24 protein-coding genes are annotated in these 22,329 nt (G+C 48.5%); 23 read left to right on the top strand and 1 reads right to left on the bottom strand.

What is annotated here, in order from left to right; genetic code table 11:
• Window positions 1–28: 28 nt before the first annotated feature.
• From AC1DLM_RS10080 to AC1DLM_RS10010, 15 genes are all read left to right on the top strand, one after another.
• On the top strand, window positions 29–1,813 hold the full coding sequence (locus AC1DLM_RS10080; RefSeq protein WP_477569885.1) for a cache domain-containing sensor histidine kinase: 1,785 nt from the start codon (window positions 29–31) through the stop codon (window positions 1,811–1,813).
• Window positions 1,810–3,411 (top strand): response regulator, encoded by a 1,602-nt coding sequence (locus tag AC1DLM_RS10075; RefSeq protein WP_477569884.1) that lies wholly within the window; start codon window positions 1,810–1,812, stop codon window positions 3,409–3,411. Before AC1DLM_RS10080 ends, AC1DLM_RS10075 begins: the two co-directional genes overlap by 4 nt.
• 16 nt (window positions 3,412–3,427) lie before the next feature.
• Complete coding sequence (locus AC1DLM_RS10070; protein ID WP_477569883.1) at window positions 3,428–6,571, top strand: glycosyl hydrolase; 3,144 nt, start codon at window positions 3,428–3,430, stop codon at window positions 6,569–6,571.
• Window positions 6,572–7,075: 504 nt separating this feature from the next.
• On the top strand, window positions 7,076–7,705 hold the full coding sequence (gene upp / locus AC1DLM_RS10065) for a uracil phosphoribosyltransferase (protein WP_477569882.1): 630 nt from the start codon (window positions 7,076–7,078) through the stop codon (window positions 7,703–7,705).
• A 150-nt stretch (window positions 7,706–7,855) separates the two neighbouring features.
• Window positions 7,856–8,992 (top strand): non-hydrolyzing UDP-N-acetylglucosamine 2-epimerase, encoded by a 1,137-nt coding sequence (wecB, locus tag AC1DLM_RS10060; RefSeq protein ID WP_171633367.1) that lies wholly within the window; start codon window positions 7,856–7,858, stop codon window positions 8,990–8,992.
• Between the two features lie 223 nt (window positions 8,993–9,215).
• Complete coding sequence (locus AC1DLM_RS10055; protein WP_056611689.1) at window positions 9,216–9,437, top strand: AtpZ/AtpI family protein; 222 nt, start codon at window positions 9,216–9,218, stop codon at window positions 9,435–9,437.
• Window positions 9,434–9,817, top strand: a complete 384-nt coding sequence (locus tag AC1DLM_RS10050; RefSeq protein ID WP_477569881.1) for an ATP synthase subunit I — start codon at window positions 9,434–9,436, stop codon at window positions 9,815–9,817. Before AC1DLM_RS10055 ends, AC1DLM_RS10050 begins: the two co-directional genes overlap by 4 nt.
• A 37-nt stretch (window positions 9,818–9,854) precedes the next feature.
• A complete protein-coding gene (gene atpB / locus AC1DLM_RS10045; RefSeq protein ID WP_310501116.1) occupies window positions 9,855–10,562 on the top strand; it encodes a F0F1 ATP synthase subunit A in 708 nt (235 codons plus the stop codon).
• A gap of 79 nt (window positions 10,563–10,641) precedes the next feature.
• A complete protein-coding gene (gene atpE / locus AC1DLM_RS10040; protein WP_028556930.1) occupies window positions 10,642–10,866 on the top strand; it encodes a F0F1 ATP synthase subunit C in 225 nt (74 codons plus the stop codon).
• Window positions 10,867–10,944: 78 nt separating this feature from the next.
• The gene (atpF, locus tag AC1DLM_RS10035; protein WP_056611682.1) at window positions 10,945–11,430 is read left to right on the top strand and encodes a F0F1 ATP synthase subunit B; all 486 of its coding nucleotides are present in this window, start codon (window positions 10,945–10,947) and stop codon (window positions 11,428–11,430) included.
• Window positions 11,427–11,960: a F0F1 ATP synthase subunit delta gene (locus AC1DLM_RS10030; RefSeq protein WP_056611679.1), complete on the top strand. Its 534-nt coding sequence runs from the start codon at window positions 11,427–11,429 to the stop codon at window positions 11,958–11,960. Before atpF ends, AC1DLM_RS10030 begins: the two co-directional genes overlap by 4 nt.
• Window positions 11,961–11,992: 32 nt before the next feature.
• Entirely contained in the window at window positions 11,993–13,507 is a 1,515-nt protein-coding gene (gene atpA, locus AC1DLM_RS10025; protein ID WP_056611676.1) for a F0F1 ATP synthase subunit alpha, read from the top strand.
• A gap of 125 nt (window positions 13,508–13,632) precedes the next feature.
• The gene (gene atpG, locus AC1DLM_RS10020) at window positions 13,633–14,490 is read left to right on the top strand and encodes an ATP synthase F1 subunit gamma (RefSeq protein ID WP_029195659.1); all 858 of its coding nucleotides are present in this window, start codon (window positions 13,633–13,635) and stop codon (window positions 14,488–14,490) included.
• Window positions 14,491–14,539: 49 nt separating this feature from the next.
• Entirely contained in the window at window positions 14,540–15,937 is a 1,398-nt protein-coding gene (atpD, locus tag AC1DLM_RS10015) for a F0F1 ATP synthase subunit beta (protein ID WP_477569880.1), read from the top strand.
• A gap of 95 nt (window positions 15,938–16,032) precedes the next feature.
• Window positions 16,033–16,437 (top strand): F0F1 ATP synthase subunit epsilon, encoded by a 405-nt coding sequence (locus tag AC1DLM_RS10010; protein ID WP_441991548.1) that lies wholly within the window; start codon window positions 16,033–16,035, stop codon window positions 16,435–16,437.
• A gap of 111 nt (window positions 16,438–16,548) precedes the next feature.
• Here the strand turns inward: AC1DLM_RS10010 and AC1DLM_RS10005 are convergent, their stop codons facing one another.
• The gene (locus tag AC1DLM_RS10005) at window positions 16,549–16,713 is read right to left on the bottom strand and encodes a hypothetical protein (RefSeq protein WP_477569879.1); all 165 of its coding nucleotides are present in this window, start codon (window positions 16,711–16,713) and stop codon (window positions 16,549–16,551) included.
• Window positions 16,714–16,933: 220 nt separating this feature from the next.
• Here AC1DLM_RS10005 and AC1DLM_RS10000 point away from each other — a divergent pair, with 220 nt between their 5' ends.
• The 8 genes from AC1DLM_RS10000 (at window position 16,934) to nuoK (ending at window position 22,314) form a co-directional block, all read left to right on the top strand.
• Window positions 16,934–17,299, top strand: a complete 366-nt coding sequence (locus AC1DLM_RS10000) for an NADH-quinone oxidoreductase subunit A (protein ID WP_057313434.1) — start codon at window positions 16,934–16,936, stop codon at window positions 17,297–17,299.
• Window positions 17,284–17,802: a NuoB/complex I 20 kDa subunit family protein gene (locus AC1DLM_RS09995; RefSeq protein WP_056611667.1), complete on the top strand. Its 519-nt coding sequence runs from the start codon at window positions 17,284–17,286 to the stop codon at window positions 17,800–17,802. The genes AC1DLM_RS10000 and AC1DLM_RS09995 overlap by 16 nt, the downstream gene beginning before the upstream one ends.
• Complete coding sequence (locus AC1DLM_RS09990) at window positions 17,799–18,809, top strand: NADH-quinone oxidoreductase subunit C (RefSeq protein WP_477569878.1); 1,011 nt, start codon at window positions 17,799–17,801, stop codon at window positions 18,807–18,809. The genes AC1DLM_RS09995 and AC1DLM_RS09990 overlap by 4 nt, the downstream gene beginning before the upstream one ends.
• 3 nt (window positions 18,810–18,812) lie before the next feature.
• Window positions 18,813–19,913: an NADH-quinone oxidoreductase subunit D gene (locus AC1DLM_RS09985; protein ID WP_056611664.1), complete on the top strand. Its 1,101-nt coding sequence runs from the start codon at window positions 18,813–18,815 to the stop codon at window positions 19,911–19,913.
• The gene (gene nuoH, locus AC1DLM_RS09980; protein WP_056611661.1) at window positions 19,913–20,917 is read left to right on the top strand and encodes an NADH-quinone oxidoreductase subunit NuoH; all 1,005 of its coding nucleotides are present in this window, start codon (window positions 19,913–19,915) and stop codon (window positions 20,915–20,917) included. The genes AC1DLM_RS09985 and nuoH overlap by 1 nt, the downstream gene beginning before the upstream one ends.
• 107 nt (window positions 20,918–21,024) lie before the next feature.
• A complete protein-coding gene (gene nuoI / locus AC1DLM_RS09975) occupies window positions 21,025–21,477 on the top strand; it encodes an NADH-quinone oxidoreductase subunit NuoI (RefSeq protein ID WP_056611658.1) in 453 nt (150 codons plus the stop codon).
• Window positions 21,470–22,000, top strand: coding sequence for an NADH-quinone oxidoreductase subunit J (locus AC1DLM_RS09970; protein WP_056611655.1), 531 nt, complete (start codon window positions 21,470–21,472; stop codon window positions 21,998–22,000). Before nuoI ends, AC1DLM_RS09970 begins: the two co-directional genes overlap by 8 nt.
• A 2-nt stretch (window positions 22,001–22,002) precedes the next feature.
• Complete coding sequence (gene nuoK, locus AC1DLM_RS09965) at window positions 22,003–22,314, top strand: NADH-quinone oxidoreductase subunit NuoK (protein WP_056611652.1); 312 nt, start codon at window positions 22,003–22,005, stop codon at window positions 22,312–22,314.
• Window positions 22,315–22,329 lie beyond the last annotated feature (15 nt).

Here is a 22,329-nt window from a genome sequence, read left to right as displayed (position 1 = left end):
TTCTATACTAGCTACGAGGGGTGCGCACATGCGAGATTGGATCAAGAAATGGTTTCACAACATATCATTCCGATTGTTTCTGGTCTGTTTCGTCTTCGTACTCAGCTCGGAGGCTATTCTAAGCGGGTTATCCTACCGTTACATTAAAAATGAAATTACCTCGAGTCAGCTCAACCAAGCGACACAGTTGCTGCATAAGGAAGAGGAATATATCGATCTGTACTTTCTTCTTGTGCAAAATACGATCGGCCAACTCTCCACTTCAGCGGCTTCGTGGCGTAATGATCTGACAGCTGCGCAGGCTGCGCTGGAGAATGCCTATCGGGAGAACGCGATCATGCTGACAGACGTGTACGTGATTCGCAAGGATTTGTCCATTCTGGGCGGAAATCCTGTAACCAAGGTCATTAACGATTCTAGAGATGATCGTGATCCAATATATAAAATGGCCTACAGTAACGCCTACGGGGCCGTGACAGTTAGTCAGCCGTATCAGAATTTCTTCTCCGGTTGGACAGTCACTTTCACCAAAGCAATTACCATAGCGGGCGAGCCCATGGCCGTGGCTGTGGATCTGAATCTAACTGCGATGCAAGAGCGATTGCAGAAGGTTGGTGGTGGCAGCAACGATTTGCAGCTAGGCATTATGGACAAAGAGGGACGTGTCATTCTGGAGCCAGCGGGCAGCCGCCTGTTCAGTATCGTCGATCATCGTCTACGCTTTGATGACCGAGATGGTCGGGAGCTTGTCGAGTCCAAGGATGATGTCTTTACTGACCATATGAATGGCACGGCTGTGACCATTATGAAGAGCATTAATCCACGAACCAAATGGATTGTATTTGCCTTCTATGACGGAACGACGCTGCAAACCTCTCTTAAGCGGATGGAGACATTTTTCATAGGCCTGCTGTTGCTGGGCTTCTTGCTGAGTGTGTTGACGGCTGGCTTCGTGGCCCGCATGATTCGAACGCCTGTGTATTATCTGATTCGCAAAATAAACCAAGTCGGTCACGGAGATTTGAACGTTAGCATATCGAGCGCACGCCGGGATGAGTTCGGCAAACTGGCAGCAACATTCGACGACATGCTAGGTCAGATTCGCACCTTAATTGAGCATGTGAACCGTGGTGAGCGCAAGAAGAAAGAGTTAGAGATTCAAGTGCTGCAGTCTCAAATCAATCCGCATTTTCTATACAACACGTTAGGTTCAATCTCCAATGTGGTTGCATTTGGGCGATATCATGAGGTCGATAACATCATTGAAGCACTGATCTCGATTCTGGAGTATGGCATTACAGAGTTCTCAGACCGTGTCAATTTGGAGCAGGAACTGCGAAATGTGAAGGATTATTTGTATATCCAAAAGATCCGTTATGACTGTGAATTTGAGCTCATTGAAGAGATTGATCCAGCTACCTTAGAACTTCCTGTATTACGAATGGCGTTGCAACCGATTGTGGAGAACAGCATTTTCCATGGCTATGCAGGTGGACGTAAGTCGGGGGCTATTCGGTTGTCTGCTATCCGTCGTGATGGCAATCTCATCGTTGAGGTTGAGGATCAAGGGATTGGTATGACACCTGATAAGACAACGGAGCTACTGATAGAGGATCCTGTGGGGAGAAATTTTGATCACCGTAAACGAATAGGCTTGTATAACATCCATCAACGCATCCGTTTGAATTACGGGGAGCCTTATGGGCTTAGTGTAAGGAGTGAACCAGGTCGTGGAACATGTGTAACACTGACATTCCCTGATGATACAGCACACAACCAGCTTGAGGAACGCGGAAGGGGTGAGGCGCAATGAGAGAGGTGACTTGCCTCGTTGTGGATGATGAGCCGCCGATGGTGCAGCGGCTAGAGACATACTTCGGGCGGTGGGCGGAGCGGCGGATGCCATTCCGGCTTGTTGGTCGTGCTTATTCGGGCGCTGAAGCGCTGGAGAAGGCTACGGAGCTGCGTCCTGATCTCATTATTACGGATATCGTGATGCCTGGCATGGACGGGATAGAGCTCGTTCGTCAGCTGCGGGAGCGGTTGCCTGGCGTGGAAGTCATCATTTTAAGCGCCTACTCGGATTTCGCCTATGCCAAACAAGCAATTGCCATGGGTGTGTTTGAATATTTGGTCAAGGTGCCCCTGCGCGAAGAAGACGTACGCACCGCCTTGTCCAAAGCACGCGATAACGTGATCGCACGCGAAGAGAAGGAACGACGCCTACAAAGTCTCAGCGGATCTGTGAAGGAGAATTCCTATCGTCTGCGTAAGCATCTACTGGAAGAATTGCTCCGTGGAGAGGTATCTGATCCTGTTATGGAGAGAAGAAATGCGGAGCTAGTGCCAGGCTTTGAGCCGCGGCAGTATGGGTGCTTTGCTGTGCGTTTTGATAATTACGATGTATTCTGCTCGGAGTATTCACCAGCGGATCGTAACATGCTCAAGTACGGCATGTTAAATATTATCGAGGAAGTGCTCCGGGAGAATGGGAGCTGTTTCGCTTGTGAGTTGCAGCAGGGCGTCATCGTTGCTCTGGCTACGATTCGGGCAGGCAGCGAACAGTCGTTCGACCGGAACTGTTACGAGCTTGGGGAAAGTATCCGTGATGCGATCAAAACGTACTTGCGGATCTCGGTTTCGATGGGTGTGAGCCGGATGTACAACGGTTGGGGTTCCGCACCGACGGCCTACGAGGAAGCCAAAGGTGCACTTGAGGACACTTTCTATGCCAGCTTTGGCACGGTTATTACGCCAAACCGCAGATTAGGCTATAGCGAAAGTGACTGGCGCGAGCTCACAGAACGTTTTGAGCAAACGCTCGAGCGCTCTAGTGCGAAGTCGTCGGGCGGCGAAGCACTTGCGCCTTTGCTGCATATTTTGCATAACCATCAGATTATGCCTGGCAAACTGCTGGGTTATATCGAGGGCTGGTGCGCACGCCTTCGCCAGCGAATGATACCAACTGATCATGAAGTTACAGCCGATGTAGTTACATTTGCGGACTGTACGCATCTGCATCAACTGGTGGAGCGTCTGCGCGTGGAGTGGGAGAAGCTGCACGCCCGTGCAGAAGGGAGCGGTTTGCGCCTCGAAATGGTGAAGGCGATGCGTTTCGTTGAGGATCACCTGAAGGAATCGATTTCCCTAGGCGTTGTAGCAGAGCATATTCATTTGAATCCGACGTATGTGAGTGAGCTCTTCAAGAAAGAATTAGGGATCAATTTCACTGATTATGTCTCCAAGCGTAGGATTGAGCGGGCCATCGAGCTGTTGCGTAAGCGTGATTATTCGAATTTAGAGCTGGCAGAGGCTGTTGGCGTTCATAATGAGAAGTATTTTTGTACCTTGTTCAAAAAAATAACCGGGACCTCTCCACAGAAGTTTGTCTCAGCAAACTGGAGGGATTGACGAGGAGAGAGTTGCTTTGTTACCAAAGGAAGCTCGAGATCAATTCGAAGCATCGATTTTTCATAATCCACCTGCTACCTATAGAAGCACGCCATTCTGGTCATGGAACGATAAGCTGGAACCCGAGGAGCTTCGCAGGCAAATTGGTGAAATGAAGCGGGCCGGGTTAGGCGGCTTCTTCATGCACACGAGACAAGGGTTGCTTACACCCTATATGGGTGAGGCGTTTCTGGACGCGGTTGAGATATCGGCGGACGAGGCTAAGGTTCAAGGGCTCGAAGCTTGGTGTTACGATGAGAACGGTTGGCCTAGTGGAACGGCGAATGGCGTTGTGCCAGCATTAGGGGCTTCCTATCAACAGAAGTCTCTAGAGGGTATCCGAGTCGAAAGAGTGGATGCAGGGCAACAGGTTGAAGCGCTTAGGCAGGATCAAGATTTCCTGTACCTGCTTGTTCGTCGAGAGAACGAGCAGCAATGGCGGGTACAAGAGTCGGCTGTGGCGCTGGAGGATGGGGATGTCGCAGTGGCTGTAATGTGCCGCGTGAATCCTTATTATATTGATATTCTCTCTGAAAAAGCCATGGAGGCTTTCCTGCAGGCGTGTCATGATGTTTATTTCCAGCATATGGGGGACCGCTTCGGTGAAAGAGGAATGCCGGGCATTTTTACCGATGAGTTTAAATTCTCAGGCGTGCCGTGGTCCGTTGATTTGGATCAGGACTACTCGGAGCGTTACGGGGAATCGGTTGCGAATGCGATCGGTTGGCTGCTAACAGAAGCGGATGAGTCTATGAAAGATGCGGCCTATCGAGCACGCTATCAGTTCTGGCATCTAGTAAGTGAACGATTCCGAACGTCAGTTCGATTGGTAGCTGACTGGTGCGATGCACATCGCTGGCAGCTGACAGGTCATTTCATGGGGGAAGACACCCTCATGGACCAGATGCAGTACACGGCCGGAGTGATGCCGCTGTATGAGCGGATGCACATGCCGGGTATTGATATGCTGGGGCGGACGCCGCGAAGCGTCTTGCTGCCTAAGCAGGCTGCCTCGGTAGCGCGGCAGTTGGATAAAACGTTCGTAATCACAGAAACCTTCGGATGCTGTGGCTGGAACTTGAGCTTTCACGAGATGAAGCGGATCGCGGAGTGGCAGTTTGTCCTAGGCGTAAACCGACTATGCCCGCATCTGCAATCGTATTCGATTCGCGGGGTTCGGAAGCGGGATTATCCGCCATCGCTTTACGTTCAGCAACCATGGTGGGACGTGTACAGCCAGTTTAATGATTACTTTGCTAGACTTACGTATTTGTTGACGCTTGGGAAGGCAACGCCAGGGCTTCTTGTGCTGCATCCGATTCGATCGGCATGGCTGCTGAAGAATGTTCGTGCTTTGGAACGCATGCAGGACCGTATGGATGCGTTAGCGGATGACTTATTAGCGCTTCAGCGCGATTTCGATTATGGGGACGAGGCGTTGATGGAGCGTTACGGCAGCGTTCTGGGCAGCGTTTTGCAAATTGGGGAGCAGGCATACGACACGGTGATCGTGAGCGATGTGCTAACGCTGGAGGCTTCAACCTTAGCATTGCTGAAATCATTCGCAGAAGCCGGTGGCAAGATCATCTTGGTGGGCAAAGCACCAGCTTACTTGAATGGTGAACGTTGTGAAGAATTGACATCGTGGTTTTTGACCGATAACGTGGTTCGCGTTGCGGATTTAAGGGACGTGCGAGAGCATGTGCAAGTGCGCCAGGATTGGCTTCCAGTGAAGGGCACATCGCAGGAAGCATTGCGGAAGCTCTATGTGCAGGAGAGGCGATTGCCGGGCGTGACTTTGCTGTATGCCGTGCATACGGGAGATACCGAGACGATCGAATTGAAGATTCCTGCGTCTGATCAGCGAGTATGGATGGAGATGGATCTGGAAAACGGGGAAAAGGCCGAAGCTGATGCACGTATGTTGTCGTTGAGTGTGAAGCTGGCTCCAGGCGATTCGAAGCTCTTCGCCGTTTGGGATGGCGAGGCTGCGAAGATGGAACTAGCCCCATTCGGACAGCCGCCTCAGGCAGCAGCACTTTCACCGATTGAGAAATCATTCTCAGTGGTTGGAGCGAACATTGATGCTCCGTGGGACTACCAGTTGTCCGTACCTAATGCCCTGACACTGGACTATGCCATCTATCGCTTAGACGGAGCGGAGTGGTCACCCCCGACTTACGTACTCAACATCCAAGAACAGTGTATCGCGATGAGGAGACCCGTGTACATTGAGCTCGAGTTCACATTCGAGACGGATACTGAGTTAATGCGGCATACAGATCGCTCACTGTGGAAGCTCGCTATTGAGCGCCCTGAGCATTGGGAGCTAGCGATCAATGGACAGCCTGTGCGTGAAGAGGATGCTGACGGCTGGTTTGGCGGAGACCGCAGCTTCCCGACGCTGAGAATCGGCGAATTCGTACGGGAGGGTCGTAATCGTATTCGCATCTCAGGCGACTTTTACTGTAACGACGATGTCTATCGGTTTTTCGGCGTGGCAGGCGCCAATTTGGCCCCGATTCGCAATAAGCTCTTATTCGATGTTGAAGTCGAAAGCATTTATGTGCTAGGACCCTTCGCCGTGAAACCGCGTGTCGGCTGGGAACAAGCGGAGCGTGAGGCACTGTGGACGGAAGGTCCGTTCACTTTGACCACATTGCCGAAGCAGCTCCAGTTGACCGATGTCACGACGCAGGGATTGGTGTTCTACTCGGGACGAGTGACCACAGCCAAAACGATTACCCTACCCACGTCTGTATTGAATCGTATGCGGGACGAGGGCAGCAGGCTTGTCTTACAGTGGGACGCTATGCGCTGTCCAGCTATGAACATCACAATAAATGGTGGAACCACCCATACGATCCTTTGGGGAGCTCAAGAGCAGGATGTAACAGATGAAATAGCAGGCGAGCAGCTGCAGCTTCAAATCGAGTTGCTAACCAGTGGTCGCAATACATTTGGACCTCATCATCTAAAAGGTGAAGTCACTTTCGTCGGCCCCACCAGCTTTACCGATAAAATCGGTTGGGTTGATGCAGGTGCCGATCGAATATGGACGGATCGCTATTGTTTTGTCAGCTGCGGGCTGACGGGCTTACAGCTACGACTTAAGCAATAATGAAAAACTTCGCTACCCCATTCTCAGATGTAGAGTGGCGGGCTGGCGAAGTTTTTTTGCAAATATAGAAGCTCTATCTAAGTAGGATACCGCTCGCTCCAGCTACGCTCCCCTATCTCAACTCCCCCCCTACTTCATACACCAACTTTGCTCGCCCCAAACTAAATGGATTTTATACAGTTATTTCACCCGAAATTTCACGAAATTAAGCAATAGCTGGATTTTATGTAGTTAATAATTGAAATTTTGAGTGAATTAGGTAAATGAAGTGAAATTAACTACAATTATTCCATTTAACTTACAGAAGAGGCGAGAATCTTGATAAATAGCTGGAGTTTTTGTAGTTAATTACATCAGTCCCTCCCTTCACTAGCGTGGAGCGTGGAAAAATGGAGGTTGTCTGAAACCAGTTCATATTGTTCGTTTCTACAGCAGATAAGTTGGATAACATATGATATAATGGACGAGGTTTGCCTGACCTATAAGCTTAATTAGGAGGAACATATGGGTAGAGTACATATTTGCGATCATCCGCTTATCCAGCATAAGCTTACTTATATTCGGGATGAGAACACGACAACGAAGGATTTCAGAGCGCTTGTCGATGAAGTTGCTACATTAATGGTTTACGAAATTACAAGAGATCTGCCACTACAGCAAATGCAGGTGAAAACGCCCGTTACAACAGCAGATTGCCAAGTTATCTCGGGTAGAATGTTAGGGCTGATCCCTATTTTGCGAGCAGGTTTAGGTATGGTTGACGGTGTATTAAAGCTGATGCCAGCTGCAAAAGTAGGACATGTTGGTCTCTATCGCGATCCGGATACGCTTCAACCTGTTGAGTACTATGTGAAGCTGCCAACCGATGTGTTGGAGCGGGACTTGCTCGTTATTGATCCTATGCTTGCAACAGGTGGATCTGCCAATGCAGCGATCGAGGTGCTGAAACGCAGGGGCTGCTCACGTATTAAGCTAATGTGTCTCATTGCAGCACCTGAGGGCGTAGCTTCTGTACAAAAAGAACATCCTGACGTCGATATTTACGTCGCAGCTGTTGATGATCATTTGAATGATCACGGCTACATTGTGCCAGGTCTCGGGGATGCTGGGGATCGTTTGTACGGCACGGATTAATTTTTTTGAACAAAAGTAAGGCTTACGAAGTCAGTTTTCCTGTAAGAAAACTAAGCTCATGCTTACGAAGGTAGCTTTCCGTAGGAAAGCTTAGCTCATGCTTACGAAGTCAGTTTTCCTAAAGGAAAACTTTAAGGGGAGAAGAAACCGATGAAACGTTTAAAAGTGATTACGATCTTCGGAACAAGACCTGAAGCTATCAAAATGGCTCCGCTCATTCTCGAGTTGGAGAAGCATCCTGAGCAGATTGAGTCTCTGGTATGCGTAACCGCACAACATCGTCAGATGTTGGACCAAGTGCTTGATATTTTCAAAATCACACCGAACTTTGATCTTAACGTTATGAAGGATCGCCAAACACTGAATGAGATTACGATGCGCGTGCTGCAAGGCTTGGAGCCTGTGTTCCAAGAAGCGAAGCCAGATCTGATTCTTGTGCATGGGGATACACTAACAACGTTCCTTGCCAGCTATGCAGCCTTCATGCAGCAGATTCAAGTAGGACACGTGGAAGCGGGCCTTCGGACGTGGAACAAATTGTCGCCATATCCGGAGGAAATGAACCGTCAATTAACGGGCGTTCTCGCTGATCTTCATTTTGCGCCAACTGGGCAATCCGCTGAAAACCTGCGCAAAGAAAATAAATCAGAGTCCCAAATTTATGTGACAGGAAATACAGCCATCGATGTGTTTAAGTACACGGTGCAGGAGAATTTCGAGCATCCCATTCTAGAATGGGCGGCGGGCCGCAAGTTGATCTTGATGACAGCACATCGCCGGGAAGCTCAAGGTGAGCCGCATCGTCAAATATTCCGTGCCGTGAAACGTATCGCCGATGAGTTTGAGGATATTGCGATTGTTTACCCGGTTCATCCGAACCCGGTGGTTCTCGAGCCTGCTCATGAAATTCTAGGCAACCATCCACGGATTAAGCTGATCGATCCGCTTGATGTGTTCGAACTGCATAATTTCTATCCCCATACGTATATGATTCTGACAGACTCCGGTGGGCTTCAAGAAGAGGCGCCGACCTTCGGAGTTCCAGCTCTTGTTCTTCGCGATACAACAGAGCGTCCAGAAGGCATCCAAGCGGGAACATTAGAGCTTGTTGGGACGGACGAAGAGGTGGTCTACACACGTGCGCGCGCGCTCCTGACAGATCCAGAACAGTACAATAAAATGAGCCAAGCTGCGAACCCTTACGGAGATGGAAAAGCGTCAGAACGCATTGTTCAAGCGATTCTTCATCACTTCGGTAGGACTACTGAACGCCCGGAATCTTTCTAACCGTGACAAAATCATGACAAACGCTACAGCGTACAGTTGGACTGTTCGGTTTGAAAAAGCGCAAACCTTAGAGCCGCAAGGCTCTAAGGACTTTTGTGAGATGTGACAAATGAAGTTCCGTCAATTGACAAACTTAGCATGGCTTCGATACAATGAATGAGGATTCGTAGCAGATGAGCTACGAGACGCGTTTTCCCATGTGGAAAACACCCAGGAGGGTGCAATGAAACGGCCAAATTCCAATGATAATCCTTGGCGGGCAGTAGCGTTAACTAGTGCAATTGGCATAGACCTTGTCGTATGTTTGGCAGCCGGATATTTCTTCGGTGATTGGTTGAGTGGCGCACTGGGCGGACAGATCTGGTTGCTAGTCGGATTTTTACTTGGGCTTGTAACCGGCATCATGAGCATTTACTTCATGATTAAGCGGTACGGAGGGCTATGATGGACGACTTTTCAGCCACTCTGAAAACGGTTCAAAACGTATTTCTATTCTTTTTATCCTTTTGTTTGGCTGCATGGGCGCTTCTTGTCGATTACCGGGTTTACGTTGCGGGGATAATGCTCGGAGCTTGTGCGAGTATGATCAATGCAAGGTTCTTAGCCTGGAAGATTAACAAGCTGGCAGCAGCTGCGATAGAGCAGTCAGGGCGCAAGGTAACCCTTGGCTTTCTGACAAGGGCAGCAATCGCGGGTTTTGTCGGTTTGATTGCCGTCAGGTATCCCGAACATGTTGCATTGACCACGACGATTGTTGGATACTTTTTTGCTCAATTGGCAACACTCGTACTGGGTATTCTTTCTATTAAGAGGTCTAAGAAGTAATTCCACGATGTAACTTCAACGGATGAAAGGGGTGAAAATGGAAAATATGGAACATCACGCGCCAATATATAATTGGTTTGGTATTGATTTCGACGCATCAGCACTATTGATGATCGGGATTACCACAGTTATCGTGCTAATTCTTGCTATTGCAGGAGCGAGCCGAGCATCCGTAACAAATCCTTCGAAACTTCAAAACTTCATGGAATGGACGATTGAGTTCGTAGAAGGCATTATTGGAAGCACGATCGGTTCCAAGCATGGCAAAGGATTTATCGCACTTGGTCTTACGCTCATTATGTATATCTTTATCGGCAACATGCTCGGCCTTCCTTTCTCAATCGTGACGGAAGATCATGTATCTTGGTGGAAATCACCGACAGCTGATATCGCTGTTACAGGAGCACTAACAGTAGTTGTTATCGTACTAAGTCATTACTTAGGGATAACTCGTAACACGAAGCATTACTTCGCGCATTACTTTGAGTTCAAAGGGGCAATGTTGATCCTTCATTTAATTGAAGTTGTATCGAAGCCGCTTACGCTTGCGTTCCGTCTTTACGGTAACATTTATGCAGGTGAAATCATGATATCTGTCATTATTGGAGCAGGTTGGTTTGGAATTGCGCCTCTCTTCGTATGGCAGGGCTTCAGTGTGTTCGTAGGTGCGATTCAAGCCTTCGTATTCACGATGTTGACCATGGTTTATATCTCACAAACATTGATTCATGAAGAAAAGCACTAAGTATTAGACTTACCTCGGGAAGTCTCGAGTCACTTATAAAACAACAAAAAACCTAAGAGTTTAAGGGAGGATTTTATCAATGGGAGCAATAGCATTAGTAGCAGCAGGTATCGTATTCGGTTTGGGAGCACTAGGTGCAGGTATTGGTAACGGTTTGATCGTAGGTCGTGCTTTGGAAGGTATTTCTCGTCAACCAGAACTTCGTGGTACGCTTCAAACAACAATGTTTATCGGGGTAGGTCTAGTTGAGGCAATGCCGGTCGTTGCATTGGTTCTTGCGTTCATCTTTATGGGAAAAGCTTAAGAAACCGCTTGGCGTTGATGGCCGAAGTCGCCACCACGCCTTCGTTTTGCCCATGTTATCAGAAGGGAGTGACGTTACTTGCATATTGAATGGTCCACATTTTGGATACAACTTGTCGCGTTTTTAATATTATATTTGTTGCTTTCTAAATTTGCGTTCGGTCCTCTGTTCGGCATGATGGAGAAACGCAGACAATTGGTGAAAGACCAAATTCAAACAGCTGAAACTAGCCGTAAACAGGCAGAGCAACTGTTGGAGGAACAAAAGCAAGCGCTGCAACAAACTCGTAAGGAAGCTTACGACATCATTGAGCAAGCGAAGCACACAGGCTCCAAGCAAGCTGATGATATTATTCATGCAGCTAGTGCAGAAGCAAACCGTCTGAAAGACGAAGCGCTTAAAGATATCGAAAATGAGAAGAACAAAGCGGTTGCCGCTCTTCGCAGCCAAGTTGGCGCGATGTCCGTTCTGATCGCATCCAAAATTATTGAGAAACAAATCGACGAAAAGTCACAAGAAGAACTTGTTGAGCATTACCTCAAAGAGGTAGGAGGCAACGTATGAGTGACATCGTCGTAGCGAAGCGTTATGCCAAAGCTTTATTCGAAGTAGCGAAGGAAAAGAATATTATTTCCCAAGTTGAAGATGAGCTTAAATCTGTAGCTAGTGCGATTAGGGATAATGCAGACTTGCAGAAGTTCCTGAACCATCCGAACATCGGGAATACCGCTAAAACGGACCTGCTGAAGCAGATTTTCGAAGGCAAAGTTTCCGAACCGGTGTGGAACACGCTGCTTGTCTTGATTGATAAAGGTAGACAGTCCATTGTTTCAGCGTTGGCGAACGATTATGCCAAAGTTGCGAATGAAGCGCTTGGTCAAGCCAGTGCGACTGTATACTCTGCATACGTACTTTCGGATGCACAACAAGCTGAGATAGCTTCACATTTCAGTAAAGTAACTGGTAAAACGATCCGTGTTTCGTCTGTAGTTGAGCCTAAGCTGCTCGGCGGCATTCAAGTGCGTATCGGTGATCGTTTATATGATGGAAGCTTGGCAGGCAAACTTGATCGTTTGGCCAAAGCGTTAGTTTAATATAACCACTGTAAGAATAGGGGTGAAGTTCGTTGAGTATCAAACCTGAAGAAATCAGCTCATTGATTAAACAACAGATCGAAAACTATAATTCCGATATCCAAGTAGTTGATGTAGGTACAGTCATTCAAGTAGGTGACGGTATTGCTCGTGCTCACGGCTTGGAAAACGTTATGGCAGGCGAGCTGCTTGAGTTCCCGAGCGGCGTACTAGGCTATGCTTTTAACCTTGAGGAAAGCAACGTAGGTATCGTTATTCTTGGACCTTACCGTGATATTCGTGAAGGAGACCAAGTTAAACGTACAGGCCGTATCATGGAGGTTCCAGTTGGTGAAGAACTTCTAGGTCGTGTAGTTAACTCCTTGGGTCAACCTGTCGATGGCAGAGGTCCAATCAACACAACAGCATTCCGCCCTGTAGAGAACATGGCTCCAGGCGTAATGGCTCGTAAATCCGTACATGAACCAATGCAAACAGGTATTAAAGCGATTGACGCTATGGTACCAGTTGGCCGTGGTCAACGTGAGTTGATCATTGGTGACCGTCAAACAGGTAAAACGGCGATTGCGATCGACGCAATCATCAACCAAAAAGGCAATGGCGTTAAATGTATCTACGTTGCAATTGGTCAAAAACAATCCACAGTTGTAGGTGTTGTTGAAACCCTTCGTGCTGCTGGTGCGCTTGACTACACAATCGTAGTAACAGCTTCCGCTTCCGAGCCTTCACCGATGCTATGGTTAGCTCCATACTCCGGTTGTGCTATGGCTGAGTACTTCATGTACAAAGGCGAGCACGTTCTTATCGTATACGATGACTTGTCCAAACAAGCTGCCGCATACCGTGAGTTGTCCCTCTTGCTTCGTCGTCCACCAGGTCGTGAAGCTTATCCAGGGGATGTATTCTACTTGCACTCCCGTTTGCTAGAGCGTGCTGCGAAATTGAACGATGAGCTTGGCGGCGGTTCCATTACGGCGCTTCCATTCATCGAGACACAAGCAGGCGACATCTCAGCTTACATTCCAACGAACGTAATTTCCATCACAGATGGTCAAATTTTCTTGGAATCCGATTTGTTCTACTCCGGTCAGCGTCCAGCGGTTAACGTTGGTAACTCTGTATCCCGTGTAGGGGGCTCCGCTCAAACGAAAGCGATGAAAAAAGTTGCGGGTACACTTCGTGTGGACTTGGCACAATATCGTGAGCTTGCTGCGTTTGCCGCATTCGGATCCGATTTGGATAGAGCGACTAAAGCTCGTTTGGATCGTGGGGTTCGTACGCTTGAAATCTTGAAACAAGGCGTTCACCAACCAATGTCTTTGGAGAAGCAAGTTGCTTCCCTTTACACGGTTGTCAAAGGTCACGTGGATGATATCCCAGTTCAAGACGTAACGCGTTTCGAAGCACAATTCTTGGCTTTCTTGGAATCCAACCGTCCTGAAGTTTTGAATAGCATTCGTGATACGAAAGATATTACTGCGGATAACGATAAAGCATTAGTTGATGCAATCAATACATTTAAAAAGAGCTTTGCTGTTTCTGAATAAATCATGAAGGCAGGGCTTCATGTCAAGTGAAGCTCTTGCTACCATGTGAATCCTGGGCAGGCGGACGCCTGAATTCAGGTCTTCGAATGAAGGCTTTTTAAGCCTCAAAAGAGAGGTGAGCAGGTATGGCAAAAGGAATGCGCGAGATTAAGCGCCAAATTAAATCCACACAAAGCACGAAGCAAATCACGAGAGCAATGGAAATGGTTGCAGCAGCTAACTTACGTAGAGCACAGCAATCAGCGGAAGCGGCACGTCCGTACTCCGAGAAGTTGAAAGAAGTGGTTGCAAGCATTGCAGCTGGCACCAAAGGCGTGAAGCACCCGATGCTACAATCACGTGAAGTGAAGAAAACGGCCTATTTGGTCATTACTTCCGACCGTGGTCTCGCTGGTGGTTACAACGCAAACGTGTTGCGTAAAGCAATGACTGAAATTCGTGAAAATCATAAATCTACAGCTGAGTACTCCGTCTTCGTTATCGGACGTAAAGGAAGCAATTTCTTCTCGAAACGAAATATTCCGATTGTTGAAGAAGTAACCGGTGTTCCGGACACGCCTAAATTCTCGGATATTAAGCCTGTTGCAACAGCAGCGGTTGCTAATTTCGTTAACGGTACGTATGACCAACTGTTCCTGATTTACAACAAGTTCCAAAACGCGATTACCCAAATTCCAACCATGATTCGTCTGCTTCCTATGGAAGATGTATCCGGCGTGGCTGCAGCTAGCTATGAGTATGAGCCGTCACCGGAAGGCGTTCTGGAAGTACTGCTCCCTAAATATGCTGAGACGCTTATTTACAGTGCTGTTCTGGAAGGTAAAGCGAGTGAGTTTGGCGCGAGAATGACAGCGATGAACTCCGCAACGAAGAATGCAACGAAGATGATCAGCAGCTACACATTGGCTTACAACCGTGCACGCCAAGCTTCGATTACGCAAGAAATTTCGGAAATCGTCGCTGGAGCAAACGCGAACGCATAATGAATAAACGGTCTCGATGGAGACACAAGCTTTACTTAGGAGGGAAACCATGAGCAAAGGGCGCGTTGTGAATATTACAGGGCCTGTCGTCGACATTGAGTTCGAACGCGGACAACTCCCTGAAATTCTGAATGCTATCAAAATTGAAAGAACCGAAGGTGGACAACAGTCCACTATGACGGTTGAAGCGGCTGTTCACCTTGGTGACAACCTCGTACGTTGCGTAGCAATGTCCTCAACAGACGGACTTGTACGTGGTGCCGTAGCAACAGATACTGGCGCAGCGATTACTGTACCGGTTGGTGCAGCAACACTAGGTCGTGTATTTAACGTATTGGGCGATCCGATCGATGGTAACGAAACGGTTGACCGTACATTTACTAGCCCAATCCACAAAGAAGCTCCTGCATTCGACAACTTGTCGACAAAATCAGAGATTCTTGAAACGGGTATCAAAGTTATTGACTTGATGGCTCCTTATGCAAAAGGTGGTAAAATTGGTCTCTTCGGTGGTGCCGGCGTAGGTAAAACGGTAACCATGCAAGAGCTAATTCACAACATTGCACAAGAGCACGGCGGTATCTCCGTATTTGCGGGCGTTGGTGAGCGTACTCGTGAAGGTAATGACCTTTACCACGAGATGAAAGACTCCGGCGTTATTGCAAAAACAGCGATGGTATTCGGTCAAATGAACGAACCTCCAGGCGCGCGTCTTCGCGTAGCTTTGTCCGGTTTGACAATGGCTGAGTATTTCCGTGACGAAGAAGGAAGAGACGTTCTTCTTTTCATCGATAACATCTTCCGTTTCACACAAGCAGGTTCCGAGGTTTCCGCTTTGTTAGGCCGTATGCCTTCCGCGGTAGGTTACCAACCAACCCTTGCTACAGAAATGGGTCAATTGCAAGAGCGTATTACCTCCACGAAAAAAGGTTCCGTTACATCCATTCAAGCGATTTACGTTCCTGCCGATGACTATACGGATCCGGCTCCAGCTACGGCTTTCGCTCACTTGGACGCAACAACGAACTTGGAGCGTAGCATCGCGGCTGCAGGTATTTTCCCTGCGGTAGATCCACTAGCATCATCTTCCCGTGTTTTGACACCAGAAATCGTTGGTGAAGAGCACTATAAAGTAGCACAAGGCGTTAAACAAATTCTTCAACGTTACAAAGAGCTTCTGGATATCATCGCGATCTTGGGTATGGATGAGTTGTCTGATGAGGACAAATTGGTCGTTACTCGTGCGCGTCGTCTTCGTCTGTTCTTGTCTCAGCCGCTTCACGTTGCTGAGCCGTTCAACGGATTCCCAGGCTTGTATGTACCAATGAAAGATACCGTGCGCAGCTTCAAAGAAGTTCTTGAAGGTAAGCACGACAACCTTCCTGAAGTAGCTTTCCACAACGTTGGAACGATCGAGGACGCTATCGAGAAAGCAAAAACACTGTAAGCTTGGCATCTTGCTAAGATCAGCTTTTGCTACACTCTAAGCAACGCTTACGAAGCTAGTTTACCTATGGTAAACTTTTAGGAAGGAGAATCCAAGTGAGTACATTCCTACTGGAAATTGTAACACCGGAGCGCAAAGTGTACGCTGAACAAGTAGACATGGTTAGCGTGAAGGGTGCTGAAGGGGAGCTTGGAATTCTGCCGAATCACATTCCATTGGTCACTCCACTTAGAATTGCTCCGATTACTGTGAAGAAAGCGGGCTCCAAAGACGAAGTCATCGCAGTGAACGGCGGATTCATGGAAGTGCGCAAGGATAAGGTGGTTATTTTGGCGGAAAGCGCCGAGCTGCCTGAACAAATTGATATCGATCGTGCGAGAGCAGCGAAAGAGCGTGCGGAGAAACGTCTTGCAGAAACGAAGCAAGATAACGTGGATTTCAAACGTGCTGAAGCTTCTTTACAAAGAGCAGTGAATCGTATCGGTGTGTCCGGGAAATAAATAGATGGAATAAAAGCGGGGGAACTTCGGTTCTTCCGCTTTTTTGCGTATAAATGGCGAAGAAAAAGCTGCCCTCTCGATGAGAGGAACAGCTCGCGTTAGGGTTTCATTTTAAGCGTGATGCCAAATGGTGGATTCCCCTGTTTTCGGGCACGGAGGGAAGGTTTCACCTGCGGTTAGTTCAATGCTTTGCCCGTCGGCATCGCGATAGCGGCCGGTTTCGGTAACTTTGTCATTGGTTCTATGTTGGTGATTAGCGTTCGATGCATTTGCCATAAGAAATTGCTCCTTTCGCTTATCAAAATAGGGAACTTGGACAAGACTGGAATGCCCAGTGAATAGTATTACCCACATCTGTGAAATGCTACTCATACATGGAAAGAATTAATGTCGACGCCCAAACCCCTTTTTGTTATACTAGTAAAGGTGATTATTACCAAAACTATCGATATCGTAAGGAATGCAAATAAGAAATGGAGGCGGTTACATTCACATGATGTATACAAATAACTATGTAATCGTAGCGGTTTTTCTAGGGTTAGGTATTTTCCTTCCCATAGCAGCGCTGACGATTGGCAAATGGTTAAGACCGAGTAAACCCATCGATGAGAAGTATACGACGTATGAGAGTGGGAACGAACCTGTAGGTGAGGGACAAATCCGGTTTAACATTCGATATTATTTGTACGCTTTGATGTTTGTCATCTTTGATGTGGAGACCGTATTCCTGTATCCGTGGGCCGTTGCCTTTAATCAACTTGGATTATTCGCATTAATTGAAATGTGTATTTTTGTAGCCTTGCTTGCCATAGGATTAATATACGCTTGGAAGAAGAAGGTGCTGCGATGGACTTCAGTCTAGAATCAATCTCTCCCGAGGAACGGGAAGAAATAAACCGTAATGTATTTATGACAACCCTGGAGCAGGTAAAAGCTTGGGCTCGCAGTAATTCGCTTTGGCCATTAACCTTTGGCCTAGCTTGTTGTGCCATTGAAATGATGGGAACAGGCGGTTCTCACTATGATTTAGACCGATTCGGAGTCATCTTCCGTACGTCACCAAGGCAATCAGATGTCATGATTGTAGCAGGGACAGTTACGAAGAAAATGGCTCCTTTGTTGCGCCGACTTTATGAACAAATGCCTGAACCGAAGTGGGTTATCGCGATGGGTTCCTGTGCAACAGCAGGCGGACCGTATGTGAAATCGTATTCGGTCGTGAAGGGTGTCGACCAAATCGTTCCAGTGGACGTGTATATCCCAGGTTGTCCGCCGAATCCAGCTGCACTGATCTATGGCATCAACAAGCTTCAGGAGAAGATTCGTTATGAAGCGAAGACTGGGAAGCAGGTGATCAATCGATGAGTGAGGAGAACAAGCCGGAAGAAACCACGGTTCCGACTCCTCCTTTTGGTGAGGATGGGAAAGAGGAAGAATCCGCCCTCGAGGAAGCAATTGCTGAGGTAGGCAAGCTTACCCCGGAAGCACGAGCGAGTAAGACGCCGCTTAGCGCAGACGTGCAAGCATCCGTGGACCGCGCAGCGGAGAAGCAAGCTGCTGATCCAGATGTGCAGACGACAAGCGAGCCAAGCGATGCGCCTGCGGCTGAGCTAGCGGAGCGTGCGCAGGGCGCCGATGTCCCGACGGCTACGCAGAGCAGCGACGCGGCGGCAGAGCGCGCCGCGGCAAGAGCCGCGCGCCTCGCAGCACGCGCGGCAGCAGAGGCGGGCGAGCCTGCGCCCGCCGGGGCAGCAATGCCAGCGTCCGCAGACGCTGGCTCTGACGAAGAGAAGGCGGCCAAAGCCCAGGCCGCCGCAGAAGCCCGTGCCGCGCGAGCCGCAGCACGCGGAGCAAAGCCCGAATCGGCGGATCCAGCCGCGCCGAAGGAGCCATCACCGAACCAGCCGCTGCTGGACCGGCTGGTCGCGATCCTGAAAGCCGAGGCAGGCGAAGACGCCGTCGTCGAATCTTTCATCAACGAAAGGGACGCGCATCGTCCTTACGTCATCATTCACAGCTCGCGCTGGCCGCAGGCCGCGCTGACGCTTCGCAATCACGAAGAGCTGCGCTGTGATTACTTGCGCAATCTCTCCGGTGTGGATCAAGAAACGCACCTTGAGGTGGCGTATCATCTGCTTTCCCTCACACACAAGCATGAGTATTGTGTGAAGGTGAAGACAGACCGTGAGCAACCTAGCATCCCTTCGGTAGCTGATGTCTGGCCGACGGCCAACTGGAACGAGCGCGAAGCTTTTGACCTTTTCGGCATCGATTTCCCTGGCCACCCGAACTTAGTACGGATCATGATGCCTGATGATTGGGTGGGTCATCCACTGCGCAAAGACTACGAACCGCTTGACCCGGAGGTGTAGCACGTGTTACGGACAGAAGAGCTCCTGTTAAACGTTGGTCCTCAGCATCCAAGTACACACGGCGTTTTCCGCGTGATTGTAAAGCTGGATGGTGAAGTCATTCGAGAAGCCATACCCGTTATGGGCTACTTACATAGAGGAACAGAGAAATTGGCTGAGAACCTCAGCTATACCCAAATCATCCCATACACCGACCGCATGGATTATGTGTCGGCGATGACGACCAACTACGCGTTAGTTAACGCCGTTGAGAGAATGATGCAACTCGAAGTACCCGAACGAGCGGAATTTCTTCGCTTAATCGTAATGGAGCTGCAACGGATCGCGTCACACATGGTGTGGTGGGGAACGTACCTGCTGGATATCGGGGCAATGAGCCCGTTCTTGTATGCGTTTCGTGACCGTGAAATCATTATCGATCTCTTCAACGAACTGTGTGGAGCTCGTTTAACGTACAACTACATGCGTGTAGGAGGCGTGAAATGGGACGCACCAGACGGTTGGATCGAGAAAGTGCGGAAATTCGTTCCGTATATGTACGGCAAATTAGAAGAGTATCATACACTTGTCACCGGGAATGAGATATTCCTGTCACGGATCAAGGGGGTAGGTAAATATGACGCTGAGACAGCCATTGCGTATGGCCTTAGCGGGGCGAACCTACGTTGTACGGGTGTAGATTGGGATATTCGCAAAACGCAGCCCTACAGCCTGTACAGCCGCTTCCAGTTCGATGTGCCTGTGCGTAGCGGCGGGGATTGCTATGACCGTTATTTGATACGTATGGAAGAAATTAAACAATCCCTTCGTATCCTGGAACAAGCCTTAGACGTGTTCCCTGAGGGTGGCGAAACGATGGGCAAAGTGCCTAGAGTCATTCGCCCGCCAGAAGGCGAAATTTACGCAGCAATTGAGTCTCCGCGAGGAGAAATTGGCTGCCATATTATTTCCCGAGGTAAGCAAGAACCGTACCGCTTGAAATTCCGCAGACCGTCCTTCGTAAATCTGCAAATATTGCCCAAGCTTCTGGTCGGGGAATCGATGACCAATCTAATTACGATTCTGGGCGGCATCGATATTGTCGTTGGGGAGGTGGATGCCTAATGGTCAATTTATTGGAGGAGAGTCTGACATGGACGAACTTCTTCGTATTCCTATTCTGGGGCATCGTAATGCTCATGCTCGTGTTGGGGTTCGTTACCTATGCGATCTACTTCGAGCGTAAGGTCATCGGTTGGATGCAGTTGCGGATCGGGCCGAACCGGACAGGACCTTTTGGGCTGCTGCAAAGCGTCGCCGACGTATTCAAGCTTCTCATTAAGGAAGATACGATTCCTAAGAAAGCCGAGCGTGAACTTTTCATACTCGCACCGATCATTACCTTTATCCCGTCCTTTACGATCATTGCGACCATTCCGTTCTCGGATCGGATGTTTGGTGCGAATCTGAATGTGGGATTGCTTTATTACGTGGCACTAACAGGGATCTCAACCATCGGAATTATTCTGGGTGGTTGGGCATCCAACAATAAATATGCGTTGCTGGGCGGCATGCGTTCGGCAGCTCAAATGATTAGTTATGAAGTACCGTTAGTTATTTCGGTTGTTGGTGTAATTATGATGACGGGCAGCTTGAATCTACATACGATTGTCGATCATCAAACAGGCGGCTTCTGGCATTGGAATTTCATTCCGCAGATCCTGGGTTTCATTATTTTCGTGATTGCGGGTGTGTCGGAGCTTAATCGTACGCCGTTTGACTTGCCAGAAGCAGAATCTGAGCTCGTTGCGGGCTATCATGTGGAATACAGCGGTTTCCGCTTCGCTTTCTTCATGCTATCCGAGTATGTGTACGTCTTCGTCATTGCTTCACTGGTGAGTCTGATTTTCCTTGGTGGGTGGCACGCGCCATTCGGATTCCTTGATTTCATACCAGGCGTTATCTGGTTCCTGTTGAAATTCTCGTCGGTCGTGTTCTTCCTCTTCTGGCTGCGGGCGACACTGCCACGTGTTCGAATTGATCAATTGATGGGGTTCGGCTGGAAAGTGCTGCTTCCACTGGCACTGGTCAACATGCTGGTGACGGCGATTATCATGACCATCTTCTAAGCAAGCAAGATAATTGATCTTGGTCGGATCTTTCCTCTCCGCAAAACTTTAAGTCCATGCTTTCGAAGTTAGTTTTGCTAACGCAAAACTTGAAGGAGTTGAAACACATGAAGGGCATTATGAAAGGTTTAGGCTTCACGTTCAAGCATTTGACTGAGAAGAAAGTAACGTACGCATACCCGGAAGTTCCGATTAAAATGCCGGATCGCTTTCGTGGTATTCAATATTTTGATCCCGAGAAATGCATTGTGTGCAATCAATGTGCGCGTGTGTGCCCGACGGAGTGTATTACGTTAACTGGAAAAGCGAACCCAGACCCTGAGAAAAAGGGGAAGGTCATTGATACGTATGACATCAACTTCGAAATTTGTATCCTGTGCGACCTGTGCACAGAAGTGTGTCCGACAGAAGCGATCGTGATGACGAATAATTTTGAGCTTAGCAGCTACAGTCGGGATGATTTGTTCAAAAATATGGAGTGGCTGAGTAATAACACCCAAAACATTCGTCAAGAGAACAATTCTGCGATGCCTAAAGGGGGCGCGAAGAAAGATGTTTAGTGGACTCGGCGATTTCTTATCCAGTGGTACGAGTTGGGCGTTCTTCATTTTCGCGTTGCTCGCGATCGGCGGGGCGATCTTTATGATCTCTTTTACGAAAGTCGTGCACATGGTTGTTGCAGTGGCCCTCACGTTTATTAGCTTGGCTGGCTTGTATGTCATTCTTGAAGCAGAGTTTGTCGCTTTCGTGCAGGTCTTGATTTATGCCGGTGCCATCTCCATTCTGATGATTTTCGGCATTATGATGACGAAGCATAGACAGGGTGAAGACGAGGGACTTAAGCGTCCATGGCATGAAGGCTTGGCCATTCTTGGCGCTGTGGGATTGTTCGGCGTTTTGTTCTATGCGATTCAGAAATCGACCTTCGTCTCTTCGGGGACATTGGATGCTGGCAAGGATAATACGCTCGAAATCGGGAAGTTGCTGTATAACGTGCATGTCATTCCCTTCGAAATCATGTCCGTGCTGCTGACGGTAGCGTTCATTGGTGCCATCGTAGTTGCAAAGAGAGAGGAGGATTAGCGTTGGGTAACTTAATTACTCCTTATCTTACATTAGCGGCGATCCTATTCTGCATTGGACTATACGGTGCATTAACGAAGAAAAACGGGGTTATCGTCTTGCTCTCCATCGAGCTTATGCTCAATGCGGTGAACTTGAATTTGATTGCCTTCTCAAAACTAGGAGATCACCCCGCATTGACGGGGCATATCTTCTCCCTCTTTAACATTACGATTGCAGCTGCAGAGGCGGCTGTGGGGATTGCGATATTGATCACGATTTACCGAAATAAAGGCACCGTCGAAGTGACAGATTTGGATTCTATGAAGCGCTAGGAGGCTAACAAGGCT

This window comes from Paenibacillus sp. 01T442 (genome assembly GCF_056398345.1).
This window is presented reverse-complemented; position numbering and strand designations above follow the sequence as displayed.

Coding starts and splice junctions, on each gene's coding strand:
- AC1DLM_RS10080 (WP_477569885.1), top strand. CDS start 29: ATGCGAGATTGGATCAAGAAATGGTTTCACAACATATCATTCCGATTG.
- AC1DLM_RS10075 (WP_477569884.1), top strand. CDS start 1,810: ATGAGAGAGGTGACTTGCCTCGTTGTGGATGATGAGCCGCCGATGGTG.
- upp (WP_477569882.1), top strand. CDS start 7,076: ATGGGTAGAGTACATATTTGCGATCATCCGCTTATCCAGCATAAGCTT.
- wecB (WP_171633367.1), top strand. CDS start 7,856: ATGAAACGTTTAAAAGTGATTACGATCTTCGGAACAAGACCTGAAGCT.
- AC1DLM_RS10055 (WP_056611689.1), top strand. CDS start 9,216: ATGAAACGGCCAAATTCCAATGATAATCCTTGGCGGGCAGTAGCGTTA.
- AC1DLM_RS10050 (WP_477569881.1), top strand. CDS start 9,434: ATGATGGACGACTTTTCAGCCACTCTGAAAACGGTTCAAAACGTATTT.
- atpB (WP_310501116.1), top strand. CDS start 9,855: ATGGAAAATATGGAACATCACGCGCCAATATATAATTGGTTTGGTATT.
- atpE (WP_028556930.1), top strand. CDS start 10,642: ATGGGAGCAATAGCATTAGTAGCAGCAGGTATCGTATTCGGTTTGGGA.
- AC1DLM_RS10030 (WP_056611679.1), top strand. CDS start 11,427: ATGAGTGACATCGTCGTAGCGAAGCGTTATGCCAAAGCTTTATTCGAA.
- atpG (WP_029195659.1), top strand. CDS start 13,633: ATGGCAAAAGGAATGCGCGAGATTAAGCGCCAAATTAAATCCACACAA.
- atpD (WP_477569880.1), top strand. CDS start 14,540: ATGAGCAAAGGGCGCGTTGTGAATATTACAGGGCCTGTCGTCGACATT.
- AC1DLM_RS10005 (WP_477569879.1), bottom strand. CDS start 16,713: ATGGCAAATGCATCGAACGCTAATCACCAACATAGAACCAATGACAAA.
- AC1DLM_RS10000 (WP_057313434.1), top strand. CDS start 16,934: ATGTATACAAATAACTATGTAATCGTAGCGGTTTTTCTAGGGTTAGGT.
- AC1DLM_RS09995 (WP_056611667.1), top strand. CDS start 17,284: ATGGACTTCAGTCTAGAATCAATCTCTCCCGAGGAACGGGAAGAAATA.
- AC1DLM_RS09990 (WP_477569878.1), top strand. CDS start 17,799: ATGAGTGAGGAGAACAAGCCGGAAGAAACCACGGTTCCGACTCCTCCT.
- nuoH (WP_056611661.1), top strand. CDS start 19,913: ATGGTCAATTTATTGGAGGAGAGTCTGACATGGACGAACTTCTTCGTA.
- nuoI (WP_056611658.1), top strand. CDS start 21,025: ATGAAGGGCATTATGAAAGGTTTAGGCTTCACGTTCAAGCATTTGACT.
- AC1DLM_RS09970 (WP_056611655.1), top strand. CDS start 21,470: ATGTTTAGTGGACTCGGCGATTTCTTATCCAGTGGTACGAGTTGGGCG.